This is a genomic window from Tenacibaculum sp. TB-56 (assembly GCF_059716275.2).
The window spans coordinates 1,301,943-1,320,111 of sequence record NZ_CM201367.1; the positions used below are offsets into that span (position 1 = coordinate 1,301,943).

The following is an 18,169-nucleotide window of genomic DNA, read 5'->3' on the forward strand; positions in this document are numbered from 1 at the left end:
TGGTTTTAACAAAGTTTTTAGGATAGTAGTTTATAAACCTTGTTTTTAGTCGTATTTTTGTAGAAAATTTTAGTACTGTGGATATTAAATTCTTCAAAAAATCGAAAAGCACCCTAATTTTTATACTTGTTTTTAGTGCAATTGTTGTTCCTGTATTTTATCATTTAGTAAAAGTTGATACTAAATTACCTATTTACAATCCTGCAGACATCAATCCAAAATTAGTTGATGTTTCCGTAAGAAATAGAACGAAGAATCATAAAGTAGGAGAATTTACTTTGATTAACCAAAATGGTGATACGATTACCAATGCTGATTATAAAGATAAAATATACATAGCTGATTTCTTTTTTACCCGTTGTCAAACCATTTGTATTGCAATGGCGTATAACATGAGCGAATTGCAAGAGCATTACAAAAATGATGATGATATTATGTTTTTATCGCATTCTGTCACTCCAGTTATGGATAGTGTACCACAATTACGAAAGTATGCCGATGAAAAAGGTGTGATTGATGGAAAATGGAACGTAACCACAGGTGAAAAAAAGCATATTTACAACTTAGCACGTAAGCATTATTTTGCTGTGTTAGATGAAGGTGATGGAGGAGAGAGTGATTGGGTTCATACCGAAAACTTTGTGTTGATAGATAAAGAAGGACGCATTAGAGGTTCGTATGACGGAACTAAAAAAGAAAACATGCAAAAAATAATCGATGATATTACTCTTTTAAAAGAAGAGTATAAATAGGAGATTATAAAAAACTCATAAGTAAAAAGACCTTGATGTTAAGCTTAACATCAAGGTCTTTTAGTTTATGGTAGAATTTAGTTTTTACTTTTTATTACCGTCTTCGTCAAAATTCTTATTAATCTCTTGTTCTGTTTTAACTACAGATACCGCTAACGATAACAACATAATCGCCATTGGCTGCCATGTTAATTCTTTCGATAAGTAAGCTAAAACTAAAGCTGCAACTAACGAAATTGCTGAATATTTCATAAACTCCTTAGAGAAAAAAGAATTAGCGAATTGCCAAATAGTATCGTTTTTCATGGTTTTATTAGTACGGTAACCGTAAATCGCATTGATTTTTTTTGGTGGAAAAAAGTGAAAAATAATACTGAATAAAAAAAGCACTCCGTTTATAGAAAGCACATAATAAATAGGGTTCATGTTTTAATGTTTAATAGAATTTATAATTCCTTTTAACAAGGTGTTTACATCTGCATTTTTGGTAAGTCCAGTACGAACTACCACCAAATCTTGATCAGGCAAAATAAATACATTTTGACCTTTATAGCCGTTAAAAGAATACATATTTTTAGGAGCATCAGGAAATTTTCCGCCAGCGTTTAACCAAATTTGTGCTCCGTAAGAACCATCAGAGGTTGGTGTAGGTTTTGTAGCATAATCAACCCAATCTTTATCAAAAAGGTGCTCACCATTCCACTCACCGTTGTGTAGGTATAACAATCCAAACTTAGCCCAGTCTCTTGTAGTAGCCCAAGCATAAGATGAACCTACATAATGATTACTCATATCGGTTTCAACTATCATAGAATTCATGCCAATTTTATCAATTAAAGCACTATACCAAAAATCAAGATATTCTTGTTGTGTGTTGAATTTTGTTCGTAAAATACCAGAGAGTAAATTGGTAGTTCCAGAAGAATAATTCCAAGTCTCGTTGGGTTTACCTACTAAAGGCTTGTTGACTTGAACTTTAGTCATGTCTTTTTCTAAAAACAACATTTTAGTAACATCAGAAATGGTATTGTAATCTTCTTCCCATTCTAGGCCAGAATTCATTTGTAATAAATTGTGAATGGTAATGTTTTTACGGTCGTCACTTTCCCATTCTGGAAATAAATTGCTTTGTTGAATATCAATTTTCCCTTGACATTTTAAAATACCGAACAAAGTACCTGTAATACTTTTGGTCATCGACCAACCTAATTGCTTTGACTCTTTGGTAAAACCAGTATCGTATTTTTCAGCAATAATTTTGTCTTTGTATACTACAATAACCGAACGAGTTTGATTTCTATCATTAAAAATAGTATCAATAGTTTCGTTAAGTTTTTTATAGTTAATATTAGAAAAAATTGTGTCTTTATGATCAGCATTTCCGTAAGGAAATGGAGTGTTGTTGTCAGGTTTAGAACGTTTAGGTGTGAGTTGAGGTTTAGTAATATCGAAATCATCAGTAACCAAAACAGCTCCGAGTCCTTTACGGTATACGGCTTTTCTTTTTAGTAAACCGTACACTGAACCTGTTGCTGATTTTTCTTCAATATTAATTTCGTCAGAAGTTACATTGATAGGAGAAAAGTTATTGTCGTTAGCATCGGTAAACTCTAAACTTCTTCCAGCAAGAAAAACCGACGAAGCAGTGTTTTTGGCAGAGTATCCAGCAAGGATATTTAGCTTCGGATAGTTGTAATAAATAGCGATACCCAAGGCTATTACAATGAGTAAAAGGATTCTTTTAAAACTTTTCATAAAACGTGGTTTTAAGCAAATGTAATAATTTAATTGTTTGATGATTGTATTTGAAAAGCAAGCCCTACCTTTGTGCTAAATTTGATATTTTACATGTTTAGTATAGATAAAATTCGAGCTGATTTTCCTATTTTAAATAGAGAAGTACACGGAAAAAAATTAGTGTATTTAGATAACGGAGCAACTTCGCAAACTCCGCAGGTGGTAATTGACGCTATTGTTGATTATTATTCTAATTACAATGCCAATATCCATAGAGGAGTACATACGTTAAGCCAAGAAGCAACTGATAAATATGAAGAAGCAAGAATTAAAGTCCAAAAACACTTTAATGCGAAGCATTTGTATGAAATCATATTAACTTCAGGAACCACTCACGGAATTAACATTGTAGCGTCTGGTTTTTCGGCAATTTTACAAGAAGGTGATGAGGTACTAGTTTCGGCTTTAGAGCATCATTCTAATATTGTGCCTTGGCAAATGTTATGTGAGAAAACAGGAGCTATTTTAAAGGTAATACCAATGAATGAAGATGGTTCGTTACGAATGGATTTATATCATGAATTGTTAAACCCAAAAACTAAATTAGTTTTTTGTAATCATGTTTCGAATGCATTGGGAACTATCAATCCAATTAAAGAAATTATTCATGCAGCGCATAAGTTTGGCGCGTATGTATTGATTGATGGTGCGCAAGCGGTTCCGCATATAAAACCAGATGTACAAGCATTAGATGCTGACTTTTATGTAGCATCAGCACATAAAATGTGTGGGCCAACAGGTGTTGGAATGTTGTATGGAAAGGAAGAATTGTTACAATTATTACCTCCATATCAAGGAGGTGGAGAAATGATTGAAACCGTAACTTTTGAAAAGACTACGTATGCAGGATTACCACATAAGTTTGAAGCAGGAACTCCTAATATTTGTGGAGGAATTGCTTTTGGAGTAGCTATTGATTATATGAATTCGATTGGTTTTGATGCTATTCAACAACAAGAAAATGAATTGTTAGCATACGCAACCCAAGAGTTAGAAAAAATAGACGGATTAAAAATCTACGGAACAACGAACAAAACATCGGTGATCTCTTTTAATTTAGAAGGAATTCATCCGTATGATGTTGGAGCAATTTTAGATAAATTGGGTGTAGCAGTTCGTACAGGACACCATTGTGCACAGCCTATTATGGAATTTTACTGTATTCCTGGTACTGTAAGAGCATCGTTTGCTTTTTACAATACTATAGAGGAAGTAGATGTGCTAGTAAACGCGGTTAAGAAAGCGCAGATGATGTTAAGTTAAAAGATTATAATAATTTAAAAAAGCCTCCATTGGAGGCTTTTTTTGTTTGTAATTATATTTTGATTTTTAGTCTCTTGACATAAATATCTGCAAAACATACCAGAATAATAGCATTAACGAAGCAAATAAACCTAATGCTGCAGGAATGTAATCGTCTGTAGAAAATTTATGAACTAAGTTAGAAGTTTGATATAAAATAGATTCAGCTGCCAATACACACATTCCAACTGAAAACCATAACCCTAAGTTAAATCCGAATAAGGTTCCAGCAATAATTAATCCGATAGCGATAAAAAAACCAACTGATAATCCAGCTCTGATAAAAGAAAAATCTTTTTTAGTAATAAATACGATGGAAGAAATTCCAACAAATAATGCAAGTGTTACAATTCCTGCCTGTTTTATAATATCAAAGTTGTTGGTATACGAAATGGCAATATAAATTAGAGGGACAAAAATAAAAGCTTGCGCAAAAACATACCCTGAATAGGCTAGGTACTGCAAGTTTTTATCCGAAGTTTTTAAAGCGGTGCTTTCAGCGTAACTGGTTATCAACATAAAACCTCCTAGTAATAATAACCACTTATAGCCTTGTGTCATTGATAAGGCGAATTCTACTATAGTAGCACTTTGCAAGAATAAATATTCAAACAAAACGAATAACAATACACCACCAGCAACGTGTGTGTGTTTTTTTTTTAAAAAGCTATCTTATCAGCTTCTGAAACTTGTGCTACAAGCACTTTTGGCTCAAATGAGTTTTCCATAATTATTTTTTTAAACTAAATGTAAATATGTGTTTTTTAGATGATTTTTAAATTTAGCTTTCCATGTTGTAGAAAATACAATTTAAGTGTGTTAAAAATGTCGTATTTAAAATTTTTATTGTTTAAAATTGACGTTTTTTTATTGTTTTTGTTAAGTTTTAACATTTCTATATTGTTAAGAAATGCAGGCTCCCAAGTGATAAAACCTAATAAATTAACTTTTTTTTAACTTTTATCTAGCGTTTAAAAAAAATTATATATTGCATATCGTTAAAAAACCCTTCAAATAATTATCAAAGTGATAGGTATTTAACAGTTTGATTGAGGATACCTTCTCTTTTGAGTTTTTTAACAAGTTTATTGCCTTACAGGCAGTTTTTTAAATAACTAATTTTTTAATTTTTCACAACATGAAAAGAATTTTTTTAACACTAGCTGTAGCGGCATCTGTTTTAGTAGGTTGTCAAGAAACCTCTAAAGACGAAGCTCCGTTAGAACAAGAAGCAATTGACATGAGCGATTTCTATGTAGTAACTGATGAAGTTTCTCACAAAGGAGGAACCGAGCAATGTCATTCAATGCGAGTTTTAAACAAACAAGTGAAAGAGAACCCAGGATTATACAAGAAAATGTATGATATTGAGTATGCTACAAGAAAGTTAACAACGGCTAAAGGTAAACCAGGAGGTGGTTCTGGAAGCGGTGATGTAGATGTTTTACCAATCGAAGATGGATTAGGAACTATTAACATTCCAGTATACGTACACGTTGTTTTACCAAACGCAAGTAGTGTTACAAACTCTCAAATTCAAGCACAAATGAACGTGTTGAATGATGATTTTAGTAGTCCAAACACAAACCAACTTCCTTCAGGAGCTACTGATTTTATCAACGATGCAACAAATACAGGAATCCAATTTACATTAGCAGGTACTTTTAGACATGACGACCCTAAGTCTTCATGGGGAACGAACGATGCTGTAAAAGCTGCTTACCCTCCAGTTACTCCTTCAACTCACTTAAACATTTGGGTGTGTGAAATAGGTGGAGGAATTTTAGGATATGCTCAATTCCCAGGAGGTAGTTCTGCTACTGATGGAGTAGTGTTATTAGCAGGAACTTTACCAGGAGGGTCTTCTGCTCCATATAATATGGGTAGAACTGCAACTCACGAAGTTGGTCACTACTTAAATTTACGTCACATTTGGGGAGACGGAAGATGTCGTCAAGACGATTTCGTAGCTGATACTCCATCTTCTGATGCCTCAAACTACGGATGTCCAACGTATCCAGATGTTAGCTGTAAATCTGCTGATATGACTATGAACTATATGGATTATACAAATGATGCTTGTATGTACATGTTCACTGATGGTCAGCGTAACAGAATGAGAGCTTTATTTGCTTCAGGTGGTGCAAGAGCTTCTATGTTAAACTAGAAAAAACCAAAGTCTTTTAAAAAGACGTTCTCAATAATTATTTTTAATTATTATAAAGCCAAGAGGTATTAAGCTCTTGGCTTTTTTTATATTTTTAACAACTCAAATAAAACGTGCACATTGAAAAAAATAAAATTCCCAACACCGCATACCATTTTATTATTAATAGCAGGGTTTGTTGCTATTTTAACGTGGTTTATACCCGCAGGTAAATTCGATACTTTACAGTATCAAGAAGCTGATAATTCTTTTGTTTATAAACATTTAGAAGAAGAAAAAACAATGCCTGTGAATCAAGAAACTTTGGAGAGTTTAGGAATTAAAATTCCGTTAGAAAAATTCACGAGTGGAGATATTGCAAAACCGATTAGTGTACCAGAAACCTATACCCAACTAGATCCAAAACCTCAAGGGTTTTTAGACTTTTTTAAATCGCCTATAAAGGGTATTATTCAATCTTCGGATATTATCCTGTTTGTATTAATTTTAGGAGGAATCATTGGTATTATGAACTTTACAGGAGCTTTTGATGCGGGTATTGCATGGTTAGCAAAAACATTGAAAGGGAAAGAATATTGGTTGATTTTTGTGGTAACTACTTTAATTGCTGTTGGAGGGACTACCTTCGGATTAGCAGAAGAAACCATTGCTTTCTATCCGATTCTAATTCCGATTTTTTTAGCAGCAAAATACGACGCTATTGTGGCTTTAGCTTGCGTGTATATTGGTTCTTCAATTGGTACGATGTGCTCAACGGTAAATCCGTTTAGTGTGATTATCGCTTCAGATGCTGCTGGAATTAACTGGACGACTGGTTTTACAGGAAGATTATTAATGTTGATTGGAGGAATAATCATCTGTGTGATTTATATTTTACGATATGCCAACAAAGTTCAAAAAGACCCAACAAAATCGATTATTTACGATCAAAAAGAAATGATAGAAGGTCTTTTTGGAAGCTCAACATCAAATACACATACGTTAACAGGAAGATTACGCATCATATTAACTGTTTTTGCGATGTGTTTTGTGATTATGATTTACGGAGTTTCTCGTTTAGGATGGTGGTTTGAAGAAATGACAGTCGTGTTTTTAATAGGGGCAATTTTAATTGGTTTCTTAGCCAAAATGAAAGAAGAAAACTTTGTAACTACGTTTATTAAAGGAGCAAACGATTTATTAGGAGTTGCTTTTATTATTGGTATTGCTCGTGGTGTTTCAGTATTGATGGAACAAGGGTTGATTAGCGATACAATTTTACAACATGCAAGTGAGTTTACTACAGGAATGTCTAAAGGAATTTTCACAAATGTGATGCTGTTTATTTATTCAGGATTGTCGTTTTTTATTCCAAGTTCATCAGGAATGGCGGTATTAACGATGCCAATTATGTCGCCTTTGGCAGATACAGTAGGTGTAGGTAGAGAAGTGATTGTAAATGCTTATCAATATGGAATGGGGCTGTTCGCTTTTATCAATCCAACAGGATTGATTTTAGCATCGTTGGCAATAGTAAAAGTAGGATACGATAAATGGTTAAAATTTGTAATTCCGTTAGTAATTATTTTAACTGTTTTCACCATGATAGCCTTAACTGTTCAAGTGTATTTATAACCTATGAAACGAATTTGTACTTTTCTTTTTTTTAGTGTTTTCTTCGGATGTACACCTGTTAAAAAATCAACAAATATGAATACAAAAACTGTCATAGCGCATCGAGGAGCCTCAGGATATTTACCTGAACATACTATGGAAGCCAAAGCGATGGCGTATGCGATGAATCCTGATTATATTGAGCAGGATTTGGTATTGAGTAAAGATGATGTTCTTATTGTGATTCATGATATTGAATTGGATGATGTTACTGACGTTGCTCTAAAATTTCCTGAAAGAAAACGTGAAGACGGGCGATTTTATGTCATCGATTTTACTTTTGATGAATTGCAGCAATTGAATGTTACAGAACGTTTCAATCCGAAGACGGGAGAGCAGGTGTATCCGAATCGATTTCCGAAAGGAAAGGGGAGTTTTAAATTACATTCTTTACAACAAGAAATAGAATTGATTCAGGGATTGAATGCTTCTACAGGAAAAAATATCGGAATTTATCCAGAAATTAAAAATCCAGCATTTCATCATCAAAACGGAAAAGATATTGCTAAAATTACCTTGGATATTATTTCTGAGTACGGTTACAAAACCAAGGAAGATAAATGTATGTTTCAATGTTTTGATGCTAAGGAGCTAGAACGTGTTCGAAAAGAATTACAATCGGACTTGTTTTTAGTGCAATTAATTGAGTTTCCTGAAGAAACCAAACAACTTCAATATTTCGCAACCTATGCAGATGGATTAGGGCCTTGGTATAAACAAATTTTGGATAAAAAAGTAGGAGAGAAGTGGCAGTTTACAACACTTGTTGAAGATGCTCACAAACTCGGATTACAAGTACATCCGTATACATTTAGAGCTGATCAACTAGAAGAGTTTTCTTCTTTTGAAGAAATGATGCAAGTACTCTTTTTTGAAGCAAATATTGATGGTGCTTTTACCGATTTTCCTGATAAAATGGTTCAATTTTTAGCTAAACAGTAACTTCTAATAATTTTTTACGGTACACCGAAAGTAGTTTTGATTTAGAAATAAAACCAACATAGACCCCGTCTTTTACCACAGGCAAATTCCACGCGCCACTTTCTTTAAATTTCTCCATGACTTTTTCGGTAGTATCGTTGTAGAAAATTATAGCAGGGGCAATTTTCATAATATCACTCACTTTGGTGGCTTCGTATAATTCTTGATTAAACATCATAGGACGAATATCATCTAACAAAACAATTCCTATAAACTTTTCATCATCATCAATTACCGGAAAAATATTTCGTTTCGATTTTGCTACAGCTTGTTTTAGCATATCACCAAGACTCATTTCTGGATGAATTTTCACAAAGTTTTTTTCAATAACTTGACTCATTCTCATCATCATCATCACATTTTTGTCTTTGTTATGTGTAAATAACTCTCCACGTTCTGCCAATTCAATTGTATAAATAGAGTTTGATACAAAATACTTGGTAATAGCAAACGAAACGGCTGCAACCAACATTAGCGGAACAAATAAATCATAACCTCCTGTAATTTCAGCAATTAAGAAAATTGCAGTTAAGGGTGCGTGTAACACACCTGCCATTAAACCTGTCATACCAATTAAGGTAAAATTGGTTTCAGAAACATCAAATCCAAATTGATTGATGACTTTTGCAACAGCATTTCCTAAAGTACTTCCCATTACCAATGTAGGGATGAAGATTCCTCCAACCCCACCAGCAGCAAAGGTGGTGGTCATAGCAATTGCTTTAAATATTCCGATAAGTAACAAAAAAACAATGACCATCCATACATTTTCAAAATCGATATTGTAATGAATACTTTTTAATGCTTCTGGTGCATTTTCAGAGAGTAAGTTGTTGATGATTCCGTACCCTTCACCATATAGTGGAGGGATTAAAAAAAGCATCAATCCAATAGCAATTCCACCAAAAACCAACCGTTTAAAAGGTGTATACTGTTTGAAAAAATTCGTTATTCTGAAATATATTTTTGAAAAATAGACTGATGAAAATCCTGTGAAAATAGCTAGAACTACGTAAAACATCAAGTCGTTAATTTCAAAAGCTTGTTGAAGTTTTACGCTGAATAATACGTCTTTACCTAAAAAGAAATAAGAGGTTATTACAGCTGAAACCGATGCTAGTAATAACGGAACTAAAGATGCAAAAGCAATATCTAAACTAAAAATTTCTACGGCAAAAATAATGGCGGCAATGGGAGCTTTAAACATAGAAGACATTGCCCCAGCAGTTGCACAACCTATTAATAACATTCGGGTTCTCATATTCATATGAAATAGTTGTGCTACTCCAGAACCTAACGCTGCACCTGTACTTACAGCAGGTCCTTGTAACCCTGCAGACCCTCCAAAACCAACTGTGATTGGTGCAGTGATAAGTGACGCATACATTTTGTAACGCTCTATAATTCCGTTTTTCTTGGAAATTGATTGTAGCGTGGTAGAAATACCATGACCAATGTCTTTTTTTATCACGTATTTTTTAATGTAATACACTAAAAATAATCCGATGATAGGAAAGATAAAGTATAGTGAATGATGGTATTCTTCAATAAGACCATCTTCTAAAATATTGTGAAAAAAGAACGTGAGGTTTTTTAAGATTAACGTACCCAAACCCGCTAAAAAACCTACTAAAACACTCAATATATAGATAAATTGACGTTCAGAAATATGTTTATACCTCCAAACAAGTATTTTCTTGTAAATTTCTTTTGATGATAGCATTGTGCTTCAGAGCCTTAGTTGATATATGAAAACCTAGTTATGAATAATTAAAGATACTACCATCTTTTTAATTTATGAATAATTTTATTACACAATTAAGCGAACACCACCTAGTTCTTCTACTTTATAAGGAAACTTTTTACTTGGTGCTCCTATAAACATGAAATTAATTGGGATGTTCCATTTTTCAGATAATTCCTTGATTAATTCTGGAGTGAATTTTCCTTCAACTACTTGAAAATCTACTTTAATTCCTGGGTATTCTTTGTCTAAAAACGTAATTTCACTTGGTAAATTTTCAGGAATAGCTTGCCCTTTTTCCAACGCTAACACAATTTTTATTTTCTTAGTATGTTCGTTTCTAATAATGTATAACATTACTTTATTAAGAGTAGCAATGTTGTCTCCCTTGGTAAAAAACACAAATTCTTGAGAGTTTATTTTGTCTACGGTTTGGGTAATTTTTTTATCTACGTTAAAAACTAACCTTCTTAGCGGATTAAAGATAGCATAGATTATTCGTAGTACTAGCTTTAATAAAACCGTACGGTTTAACATGATGATGACAAAAATAATTGTAGGAACAAAGTAGTCTAAGAAGACTATAGTATTACTAGGTAAATCGTCTTTAGGATCCATTAAAATATTACCAGCTAGAGCAGAAGAAACAGCTATGATTGCTAATATAACAGAAGCCCAAGGAGCTTTTTCTGGTCTAGGTAATTGGTTCCTTCTTATTTTTAAAAGAATGTTTCCTATAGCAAACAAAGCCATTACCGATAAGAATGAAATTGTATACACGCCAGCTAATAAAGCAACATTTCCATTGGTTATGAGTAATACAGAAACTGCCAGAATAAAGAATAAAATAATGATTCGGTAAGAGCTTCCTCTTTTGTTTTTCTTTAAAAAGAATCGAGGCATGATGCGGTCTAAGGTCATACGCTCCAAGAGACCGGTAACTCCAACAAAACTAGTTAAAACAGCACCACTCAACACCAAGAAAGCATCAACAGCAATAATAGCAGCTACCCATTCTCCTCCAACAAAATCGCCCATTTGAACTAGTAAGGTGTTTTGGTAATCTGCACTTTGTAATACTGGAATAGCAAATAATGATAAAGCAAAAATAGCCATTAAAGGGTTGATAATACTCACGATTATCCACATATTTTTTAGTGTTTTTGGAAACACACCTTTTTGCTGTTCTTCAACAAAATTGGCAGAACTTTCAAAACCAGAAACCCCCAACATTGAAGCTGCAAAACCAAAAAAGATGGCATACCAAATACTATTTTCCGATTGATATCCCCAGTTTTTAAAAAGAATATCTATACCGTTTTGAGATAAATAAAAGATGATAAAAAAGGTTAGTACAACTAGTGATACTAAATGAAACAAAAAAATACCAACCGCTACTTTAGCCGATTCGGTAATACCACCAATGGTTAATAATGCGAAAAATAATAAAAGTCCAACAGTTGCTATGATAATTGGCATAGAAGGAATTAGGTGATGTAAGTAATGAATAGCTTCATTGGCAGAAATTACAGCAGTAGCCATATACGAAAGTATGGTTAAGGTTGCAGCAAAAGAAGCCATCATTTTACTTGTCGTATTCAATAAAGCATTGTAAGCACCTCCGTTCAGTGGCATTGCACCAACAACTTCACCATAAATTTTTCTGAATAAAAATAGTACTAATGATACTATTAAAAGTGTTATCCATGCATATTGACCGGCAAAGGCTATTGCTAGGGCAGATACATACAAAACAGAAGAGCTGATGTCATTACCACAAATGGCAGTTGATTCTAATTCATTTAGCTTTTTAGAAACGTTGTGTTTCATAATATTATTGATTAGTTTTTTTGAGATTTAGTCTTTTTCAAGAAGTGTAACGATTTGTACATTAAAGGTAATAAAAAACCCTGCATAATTTGCAGGGTTCTTATTTTTAAGCTTTTACATCTAGTTTGATGCTTAGTTCTTGTAATTGTTCATCGTCTATAGTTGCAGGTGCATCGATCATTACATCACGACCTGAATTGTTTTTAGGGAAGGCAATAAAATCACGAATAGTTTCTTGTCCTCCTAAAATAGCTACCAAACGATCTAATCCGAAAGCTAACCCTCCGTGAGGTGGTGCTCCGTATTCGAAAGCATCCATTAAGAATCCGAACTGTGCTTTTGCTTCTTCTTCAGTAAATCCTAAGTGTTTAAACATGATTGCCTGAGTTTCTTTATCGTGAATTCTGATTGAACCTCCACCAATTTCATTTCCGTTTAACACTAAATCGTAAGCATTTGCTTTTACTGCTCCTGGATCTGTGTCTAATAATGCTAACTGACCTGGTTTAGGAGAGGTAAATGGGTGGTGCATTGCGTGGTAGTGACCAGTTTCTTCATCTAACTCTAATAACGGGAAATCGATTACCCATAAAGGAGCAAATTCATCAGGTTTACGTAAACCTAAACGTTCTGCCATTTCCATACGTAAAGCACTTAATTGTGCACGAACTTTGTTGGTGTTTCCTGAAAGAATACAGATTAAATCTCCTGCTTTAGCACCTGTAGCTTCTGCCCATTTTGCTAAATCATCTTGATCATAGAATTTGTCTACTGATGATTTAAAACTTCCGTCTTCGTTACATTTTACATATACCATTCCTAAAGCTCCTACTTGCGGACGCTTAACCCAATCGATTAATTTATCAATTTCTTTGCGAGTGTATGCGTTTCCTCCTGGCACAGCAATTCCTACTACTAACTCAGCATCGTTAAAAACTTTGAAGTCTTTGTGTTGTGCTACTTCGTTTAACTCGCCAAATTCCATTCCGAAGCGAATATCTGGTTTATCATTACCATATTTACGCATCGCTTCATCAAACGTAATTCTTGGGAATTTATCTACGTCAACTCCGTTGATTTCTTTCAATAAATGACGTGTCATTCCTTCAAAAATCTCTAAAATATCTTCTTGCTCAACAAACGCCATTTCACAGTCTATCTGTGTAAATTCTGGTTGACGGTCGGCACGTAAATCTTCATCTCTAAAACACTTAACAATCTGGAAGTATTTATCCATACCACCTACCATTAATAACTGTTTAAAGGTTTGTGGTGATTGTGGTAAGGCGTAAAACTGACCAGCATTCATACGTGAAGGCACTAAGAAATCACGCGCTCCTTCTGGAGTAGATTTGATTAAATATGGAGTTTCAACATCAATAAATCCTTTGTCAGATAAATATTTTCGAACTTCCATCGATACTTTATGACGGAAAATTAAGCTGTTTTTAACTGGGTTACGACGGATGTCTAAATAACGATATTTCATACGAATATCTTCACCACCATCCGTTTCATCTTCAATAGTAAAAGGTGGCAATTTAGCTTCGTTTAAAATTTCTAAGTTCGATACTAAAACTTCTACATCACCTGTTGGGATATTAGCATTTTTAGATTGACGCTCAATTACGGTACCAGTTACTTGCACAACAAACTCACGCCCTAAAGTTTTAGCCTTCTCCATTAAATCTTTAGAAGTACGTTCTTCGTCGAAAATTAACTGTGTAATTCCGTAACGATCACGTAAATCTACCCAAATCATAAAACCTTTATCACGTGATTTTTGTACCCATCCAGAAAGGGTAACTTCAGTATTGATGTGCGATGCTCTTAACTCACCACAAGTATGCGTTCTGTACATTTTTAAAAATTTTATTCTCGCATAGCGAGATTTCCTACAAATTGTCATTCCGAACTTGTTTCGGAATCTAGAAATTTTTGCTGTGCAAATTTAACTATAAATGTTAGTTTGTAAAAAATTACTACGAGTTAGTTTTTATGAGTTTAAATCTTTTGTTTTGTAGTGTAAAACCTTTTTAAAATGACACTAGATACATTTAAACAAACGATACAAAATACACCGGAAAAAGTTGAGTTTTCTGATACTATTTCAGTGATTGAAAACGTATATAACTTTACGCCAACTGCTTTTAAAAATGGCGATTTATATAATGAAGCTGAAAAAAATCAAGGTTCATGTAAAGTGTTTTCGTTTGCTATACAACAAGGATTCAGTAAAGAAGAAACCTTGGCTTGTTTTGGACAGTATTATTTTGAAGATGTTTTAAAAAATCCTGAAGGAACAGATCATCAAAACATTAGAAATTTTATAAACACTGGTTTTGAAGGATTGCTTTTTGAAGGAGAAGCGCTAACAAAACGTTAAGTATTGTTAGAGAGTTAGTCTGTTTCTTCTATCTCAAATAAGTACTCCAAAAAAACATTAAATATCTAAGGTTGCTCTTTAATAAAGTAACTAGGGCTTTATTATTTATTGATTTTTTCGTAAATTATAGGGTAATTTGATGATTATGAAGAATTCAGCTATGTTTTTGGTGTTGTTTACCACTGCTTTCTTATTTGTACTAACAGGTTTGATTTTTGCTAAAATAGGTTTTAGTTGGATGTTTGTACTTACGGTTATCGGTCAGTTACTGGTAGTATTGATGGTTTACAAAGTATTACGAGACCATTATACGACCAACAAAACTTTTGAAGATTTTTATGAAGATTTTCCTATAGGCAGAGAGTAAAACTAACGCCACAGGTTAATATATAACTACAAATCATTTTTGTTTTACAGAAATGACACTAAAAAGAATTTGTTTTTAATTTCTGAAAATATTTTGCAGCTTCTCTTTTTACTTTTGGCGCTAGAATTAGTGTTGAGAGCACAGTAGGAATTGCCATTAAAGCATAAGCACTGTCAATTAGATTGATTACAAAGTCTAATTTTATGATAGAAGCAATTACAATAGTGATGATGTAAATGTAATTGTATGATTTTCCAATCTTGGTATTGGTTAAAAAGCTTAAACAACTAAATCCGTAAAAAGAGTAGGTGAAGAGTGTTGAAAAAGCAAAAATCAATACACAAATGGTTAAAATAACACTTCCTATATTGTGAGGAAGTACCGCATCGAATGCAGCTAAGGTCATCGAAATTCCGTTACCATCAAAATCTTTCCAAACACCCGAAGCTAAAATAGCCAATGCAGTTAAAGAACAAACTAATAATGTGTCAATAGCAGGCCCTAGCATAGCAACTAACCCTTCTCGTATAGGTTCTTTGGTTTTTGCTGTTCCGTGCATCATAGGTGCAGTTCCTAAACCAGCTTCGTTAGAAAAAGCAGCTCGTTTTACTCCAGTAATTATCAAAACACCTAAAGCACCACCAAGAACAGATTTTCCTGAAAAAGCATCTTCAAAAATTAAAGAAAAAATAGCAGGAACTTGTTCTATTCTTAAAAACAGGATAGTTAATACCGTAACAAGGTATACTACTACCATTATAGGAACTAATTTTCCTGCGACACTACCAATTCGTTTAATTCCCCCAAAAATTACCATGGCAACAATAATGGTAATGGTAATTCCTAGTAATAATTTTGCAGTGAAATGATTGGTTTCATGTACCTGAAAAACATCAATCAATGTTTGTGTTAATTGGTTGGCTTGAAAAGCAGGTAGCGTTCCTATCAATCCAGCAGAAGCAAAAAACACAGCTAAAGGTTTCCATTTTTTTCCTAATCCCTCTGTAATAACATACATCGGACCGCCTTTTACATTTCCGTTTTCATCTTTTCCTCGATACATTACTGATAAACTACAAGTAAAAAACTTGGTTGCCATACCTACAAAAGCACTTACCCACATCCAAAAAATAGTACCAGGACCACCAGTTGCAATAGCAATGGCAACACCACTAATATTCCCCATTCCAACGGTAGCAGCAATAGCGGAAGATAAAGCTTCGTAGTGCGATAAATCACCAGGAGAATCAGCTTTGTCGTACTTTCCTCTTAAAATAGCAATGGCATGTCCCATATATCTAAAAGGAACCAACCCTGAATAAATAAATAGGTATAAACCACCACCAATTAATAAAATTAATAAGGGAATTCCCCATACCCAAGAAGAAAATTGTGCAACTAAGTCTTGAATGTTTAAAAACATGAAATAGGATTTTTACGAAAGTACTAAAAAGTGATAGTAAAAAAAGAACGATAGCTGTGAATTAACAACTATCGTTCTTTTGTGAGTTTTTATTTACAAACAATTCCTCTTTTTCCTAAGAACTCAATATCTCTTAAAAAACCTTCTTGAATTGTTTCTGCTTGAAAAATAAAGGTTTTGTCGTGTAGCCTATTATTTTCAAAAAAAGTAACTTGAAAACGGTTGTCTAAATCGAATAATTCAGGTTGCATTAGTTCAAACTTTTGGTAACTATTTGCAGGAAGTTTGTCTATTTTTCTACGGAAAACAGAAGTGGTTTTAGTATCTGAGAATCCTTGAGAAACAATTACGACCATTTCTAAGTCAACATCTTTTTTGTTTAGAATGTATACATTCCAATCCTCTTTACCGTCAACTTCATTAGTTTCTAAAACTACTGCGATTTCAACGCCAGTAACCTTTGGAATTTCAATATCTTTTTTCATTTTGAAACTATTGTTTTAAATCGTTGTTAGTTTTTTTAATTAAAAAAATAAAATTAATTATTGAGAATATTAGTATAATAAAATGATTAACTCTTTGATTTTCAAAAGGAATGAATTCAAAGAAAGCATTAAGTCCAAAAACAATTAATCCGATACTTGAGACAAGTAAAATAGGAGTATTCTTTATCAAATTAAAAAAATTAAATTACCGATTTAAATTGTTCTAAGAAACGTTTGTCATTTTCGTAGAACATACGAATATCTGGAATTTGGTATAATAACATTGCAATACGCTCAATACCCATTCCGAAAGCGTAACCGCTATATTTTGTTGGATCGATATTACAGTTCTTTAATACATTAGGATCTACCATACCACATCCCATAATTTCTAACCAACCTGTTCCTTTGGTAATTCTATAGTCGGTTTCAGTCTCTAGTCCCCAGTAAATATCTACTTCAGCACTTGGCTCAGTAAACGGGAAGTATGAAGGACGTAAACGTATTTTAGATTTACCAAACATTTCTTTGGTAAAGTATAATAAGGTTTGTTTTAAATCAGCAAAAGAAACATCAGTATCAATGTATAAACCTTCTACTTGGTGGAAAATACAGTGTGCACGTGCAGAAATGTCCTCATTTCTAAATACACGACCTGGAGAAATTGTACGAATTGGAGGTTCGTTGTTTTCCATATAACGTACTTGAACTGATGAGGTATGTGTTCTTAACAACGTATCAGTCCCGACGTTTCGGGATTTTTCAATAAAGAAAGTGTCCTGCATATCGCGTGCTGGATGATACTCTGGTAAGTTTAAAGCTGTAAAGTTATGCCAATCATCTTCAATTTCTGGTCCTTCAGATACTGTAAAACCAATTCGGTTAAACACTTCAATGATTTGATTTTTTACTAATGAAATAGGATGGCGAGAACCTAAATTAATTGGCTCTGACGGACGTGTTAAATCGCCATAAACACCTTTGTCTTCAACAGCATTTTCAATAGCTTCTTTTAATACGTTTACTTTATCTTCAGCAGAAGTTTTAAGTAAATTGATGGTTTGACCAAATTCTTTCTTTTGGTCGTTAGGTACATTCTTAAATTCAGCAAATAAATCTTTTAAAATCCCTTTACTTCCTAAATACTTAATTCTAAATGCTTCAATTTCTTCTTTTGAAGTAGTATTAAAAGCGTTTACCTCTCCAATCAATTCTTTTACCTTGTCTAACATATATCTGTCCAAAAGTTAAGTGGCAAATTTACGTTTTTTTGTGAAAATAA

The 18,169-nt window shown here is 33.3% G+C and carries 16 protein-coding genes; 7 read left to right on the forward strand and 9 right to left on the reverse strand.

Annotation, left to right across the window (positions count from 1 at the left end; genetic code table 11):
- Positions 1-77: 77 nt before the first annotated feature.
- The gene (locus AC3VI6_RS06275; RefSeq protein ID WP_408034470.1) at positions 78-752 is read left to right on the forward strand and encodes an SCO family protein; all 675 of its coding nucleotides are present in this window, start codon (positions 78-80) and stop codon (positions 750-752) included.
- An 84-nt stretch (positions 753-836) separates the two neighbouring features.
- On the opposite strand, the gene AC3VI6_RS06280 is transcribed toward AC3VI6_RS06275, so the two are convergent.
- Positions 837-1,178, reverse strand: a complete 342-nt coding sequence (locus tag AC3VI6_RS06280) for an SdpI family protein (RefSeq protein WP_497705550.1) — start codon at positions 1,176-1,178, stop codon at positions 837-839.
- 3 nt (positions 1,179-1,181) lie between these two features.
- Positions 1,182-2,507 (reverse strand): serine hydrolase domain-containing protein, encoded by a 1,326-nt coding sequence (locus AC3VI6_RS06285; protein WP_497705551.1) that lies wholly within the window; start codon positions 2,505-2,507, stop codon positions 1,182-1,184.
- A gap of 93 nt (positions 2,508-2,600) precedes the next feature.
- Between AC3VI6_RS06285 and AC3VI6_RS06290 the strand changes: the two genes are divergently transcribed.
- Positions 2,601-3,812: an aminotransferase class V-fold PLP-dependent enzyme gene (locus tag AC3VI6_RS06290; protein ID WP_497705552.1), complete on the forward strand. Its 1,212-nt coding sequence runs from the start codon at positions 2,601-2,603 to the stop codon at positions 3,810-3,812.
- A gap of 66 nt (positions 3,813-3,878) precedes the next feature.
- On the opposite strand, the gene AC3VI6_RS06295 is transcribed toward AC3VI6_RS06290, so the two are convergent.
- Complete coding sequence (locus AC3VI6_RS06295) at positions 3,879-4,478, reverse strand: Bax inhibitor-1/YccA family protein (RefSeq protein WP_497705553.1); 600 nt, start codon at positions 4,476-4,478, stop codon at positions 3,879-3,881.
- 511 nt (positions 4,479-4,989) lie between these two features.
- Here AC3VI6_RS06295 and AC3VI6_RS06300 point away from each other — a divergent pair.
- The 3 genes from AC3VI6_RS06300 (at position 4,990) to glpQ (ending at position 8,613) form a co-directional block, all read left to right on the forward strand.
- Positions 4,990-6,018 carry a zinc metalloprotease gene (locus AC3VI6_RS06300; RefSeq protein WP_497705554.1) on the forward strand — a complete coding sequence of 343 codons (1,029 nt, stop codon included), beginning with the start codon at positions 4,990-4,992 and terminating at the stop codon, positions 6,016-6,018.
- A 120-nt stretch (positions 6,019-6,138) separates the two neighbouring features.
- Positions 6,139-7,632 carry a YfcC family protein gene (locus AC3VI6_RS06305; RefSeq protein WP_497705555.1) on the forward strand — a complete coding sequence of 498 codons (1,494 nt, stop codon included), beginning with the start codon at positions 6,139-6,141 and terminating at the stop codon, positions 7,630-7,632.
- A gap of 3 nt (positions 7,633-7,635) precedes the next feature.
- Positions 7,636-8,613, forward strand: a complete 978-nt coding sequence (glpQ, locus tag AC3VI6_RS06310) for a glycerophosphodiester phosphodiesterase (RefSeq protein WP_497705556.1) — start codon at positions 7,636-7,638, stop codon at positions 8,611-8,613.
- On the opposite strand, the gene AC3VI6_RS06315 is transcribed toward glpQ, so the two are convergent.
- From AC3VI6_RS06315 to aspS, 3 genes are all read right to left on the reverse strand, one after another.
- Positions 8,603-10,375 carry a chloride channel protein gene (locus AC3VI6_RS06315; RefSeq protein WP_497705557.1) on the reverse strand — a complete coding sequence of 591 codons (1,773 nt, stop codon included), beginning with the start codon at positions 10,373-10,375 and terminating at the stop codon, positions 8,603-8,605. The two genes, glpQ and AC3VI6_RS06315, sit on opposite strands and share 11 nt — an antisense overlap.
- An 87-nt stretch (positions 10,376-10,462) precedes the next feature.
- On the reverse strand, positions 10,463-12,226 hold the full coding sequence (locus AC3VI6_RS06320) for an APC family permease (protein WP_497705558.1): 1,764 nt from the start codon (positions 12,224-12,226) through the stop codon (positions 10,463-10,465).
- 106 nt (positions 12,227-12,332) lie between these two features.
- Positions 12,333-14,087, reverse strand: coding sequence for an aspartate--tRNA ligase (aspS, locus tag AC3VI6_RS06325; protein ID WP_497705559.1), 1,755 nt, complete (start codon positions 14,085-14,087; stop codon positions 12,333-12,335).
- A 180-nt stretch (positions 14,088-14,267) separates the two neighbouring features.
- Here aspS and AC3VI6_RS06330 point away from each other — a divergent pair, with 180 nt between their 5' ends.
- Together AC3VI6_RS06330 and AC3VI6_RS06335 are read left to right on the forward strand one after the other, a co-directional pair.
- Positions 14,268-14,612, forward strand: a complete 345-nt coding sequence (locus AC3VI6_RS06330; RefSeq protein WP_497705560.1) for a HopJ type III effector protein — start codon at positions 14,268-14,270, stop codon at positions 14,610-14,612.
- Between the two features lie 145 nt (positions 14,613-14,757).
- Complete coding sequence (locus tag AC3VI6_RS06335; RefSeq protein WP_435254040.1) at positions 14,758-14,979, forward strand: hypothetical protein; 222 nt, start codon at positions 14,758-14,760, stop codon at positions 14,977-14,979.
- Positions 14,980-15,037: 58 nt separating this feature from the next.
- Here the strand turns inward: AC3VI6_RS06335 and AC3VI6_RS06340 are convergent, their stop codons facing one another.
- The 3 genes from AC3VI6_RS06340 to pheS all read right to left on the reverse strand — a co-directional run bounded on the left by AC3VI6_RS06340 (position 15,038) and on the right by pheS (position 18,119).
- Positions 15,038-16,402 (reverse strand): alanine/glycine:cation symporter family protein, encoded by a 1,365-nt coding sequence (locus AC3VI6_RS06340; protein WP_497705561.1) that lies wholly within the window; start codon positions 16,400-16,402, stop codon positions 15,038-15,040.
- Between the two features lie 89 nt (positions 16,403-16,491).
- Positions 16,492-16,887: a hypothetical protein gene (locus AC3VI6_RS06345; RefSeq protein ID WP_435254042.1), complete on the reverse strand. Its 396-nt coding sequence runs from the start codon at positions 16,885-16,887 to the stop codon at positions 16,492-16,494.
- A gap of 200 nt (positions 16,888-17,087) precedes the next feature.
- Positions 17,088-18,119 carry a phenylalanine--tRNA ligase subunit alpha gene (gene pheS, locus AC3VI6_RS06350; RefSeq protein ID WP_497705562.1) on the reverse strand — a complete coding sequence of 344 codons (1,032 nt, stop codon included), beginning with the start codon at positions 18,117-18,119 and terminating at the stop codon, positions 17,088-17,090.
- Positions 18,120-18,169: the final 50 nt, after the last annotated feature.

What these genes read in the sequence shown, in the direction of transcription:
- glpQ (WP_497705556.1), top strand. Translation starts at nt 7,636, where the DNA reads ATGAAACGAATTTGTACTTTTCTTTTTTTTAGTGTTTTCTTCGGATGT.
- pheS (WP_497705562.1), bottom strand. Translation starts at nt 18,119, where the DNA reads ATGTTAGACAAGGTAAAAGAATTGATTGGAGAGGTAAACGCTTTTAAT.
- AC3VI6_RS06335 (WP_435254040.1), top strand. Translation starts at nt 14,758, where the DNA reads ATGAAGAATTCAGCTATGTTTTTGGTGTTGTTTACCACTGCTTTCTTA.
- AC3VI6_RS06285 (WP_497705551.1), bottom strand. Translation starts at nt 2,507, where the DNA reads ATGAAAAGTTTTAAAAGAATCCTTTTACTCATTGTAATAGCCTTGGGT.
- AC3VI6_RS06345 (WP_435254042.1), bottom strand. Translation starts at nt 16,887, where the DNA reads ATGAAAAAAGATATTGAAATTCCAAAGGTTACTGGCGTTGAAATCGCA.
- AC3VI6_RS06320 (WP_497705558.1), bottom strand. Translation starts at nt 12,226, where the DNA reads ATGAAACACAACGTTTCTAAAAAGCTAAATGAATTAGAATCAACTGCC.
- AC3VI6_RS06300 (WP_497705554.1), top strand. Translation starts at nt 4,990, where the DNA reads ATGAAAAGAATTTTTTTAACACTAGCTGTAGCGGCATCTGTTTTAGTA.
- AC3VI6_RS06280 (WP_497705550.1), bottom strand. Translation starts at nt 1,178, where the DNA reads ATGAACCCTATTTATTATGTGCTTTCTATAAACGGAGTGCTTTTTTTA.
- AC3VI6_RS06315 (WP_497705557.1), bottom strand. Translation starts at nt 10,375, where the DNA reads ATGCTATCATCAAAAGAAATTTACAAGAAAATACTTGTTTGGAGGTAT.
- AC3VI6_RS06290 (WP_497705552.1), top strand. Translation starts at nt 2,601, where the DNA reads ATGTTTAGTATAGATAAAATTCGAGCTGATTTTCCTATTTTAAATAGA.
- AC3VI6_RS06330 (WP_497705560.1), top strand. Translation starts at nt 14,268, where the DNA reads ATGACACTAGATACATTTAAACAAACGATACAAAATACACCGGAAAAA.
- AC3VI6_RS06340 (WP_497705561.1), bottom strand. Translation starts at nt 16,402, where the DNA reads ATGTTTTTAAACATTCAAGACTTAGTTGCACAATTTTCTTCTTGGGTA.
- aspS (WP_497705559.1), bottom strand. Translation starts at nt 14,087, where the DNA reads ATGTACAGAACGCATACTTGTGGTGAGTTAAGAGCATCGCACATCAAT.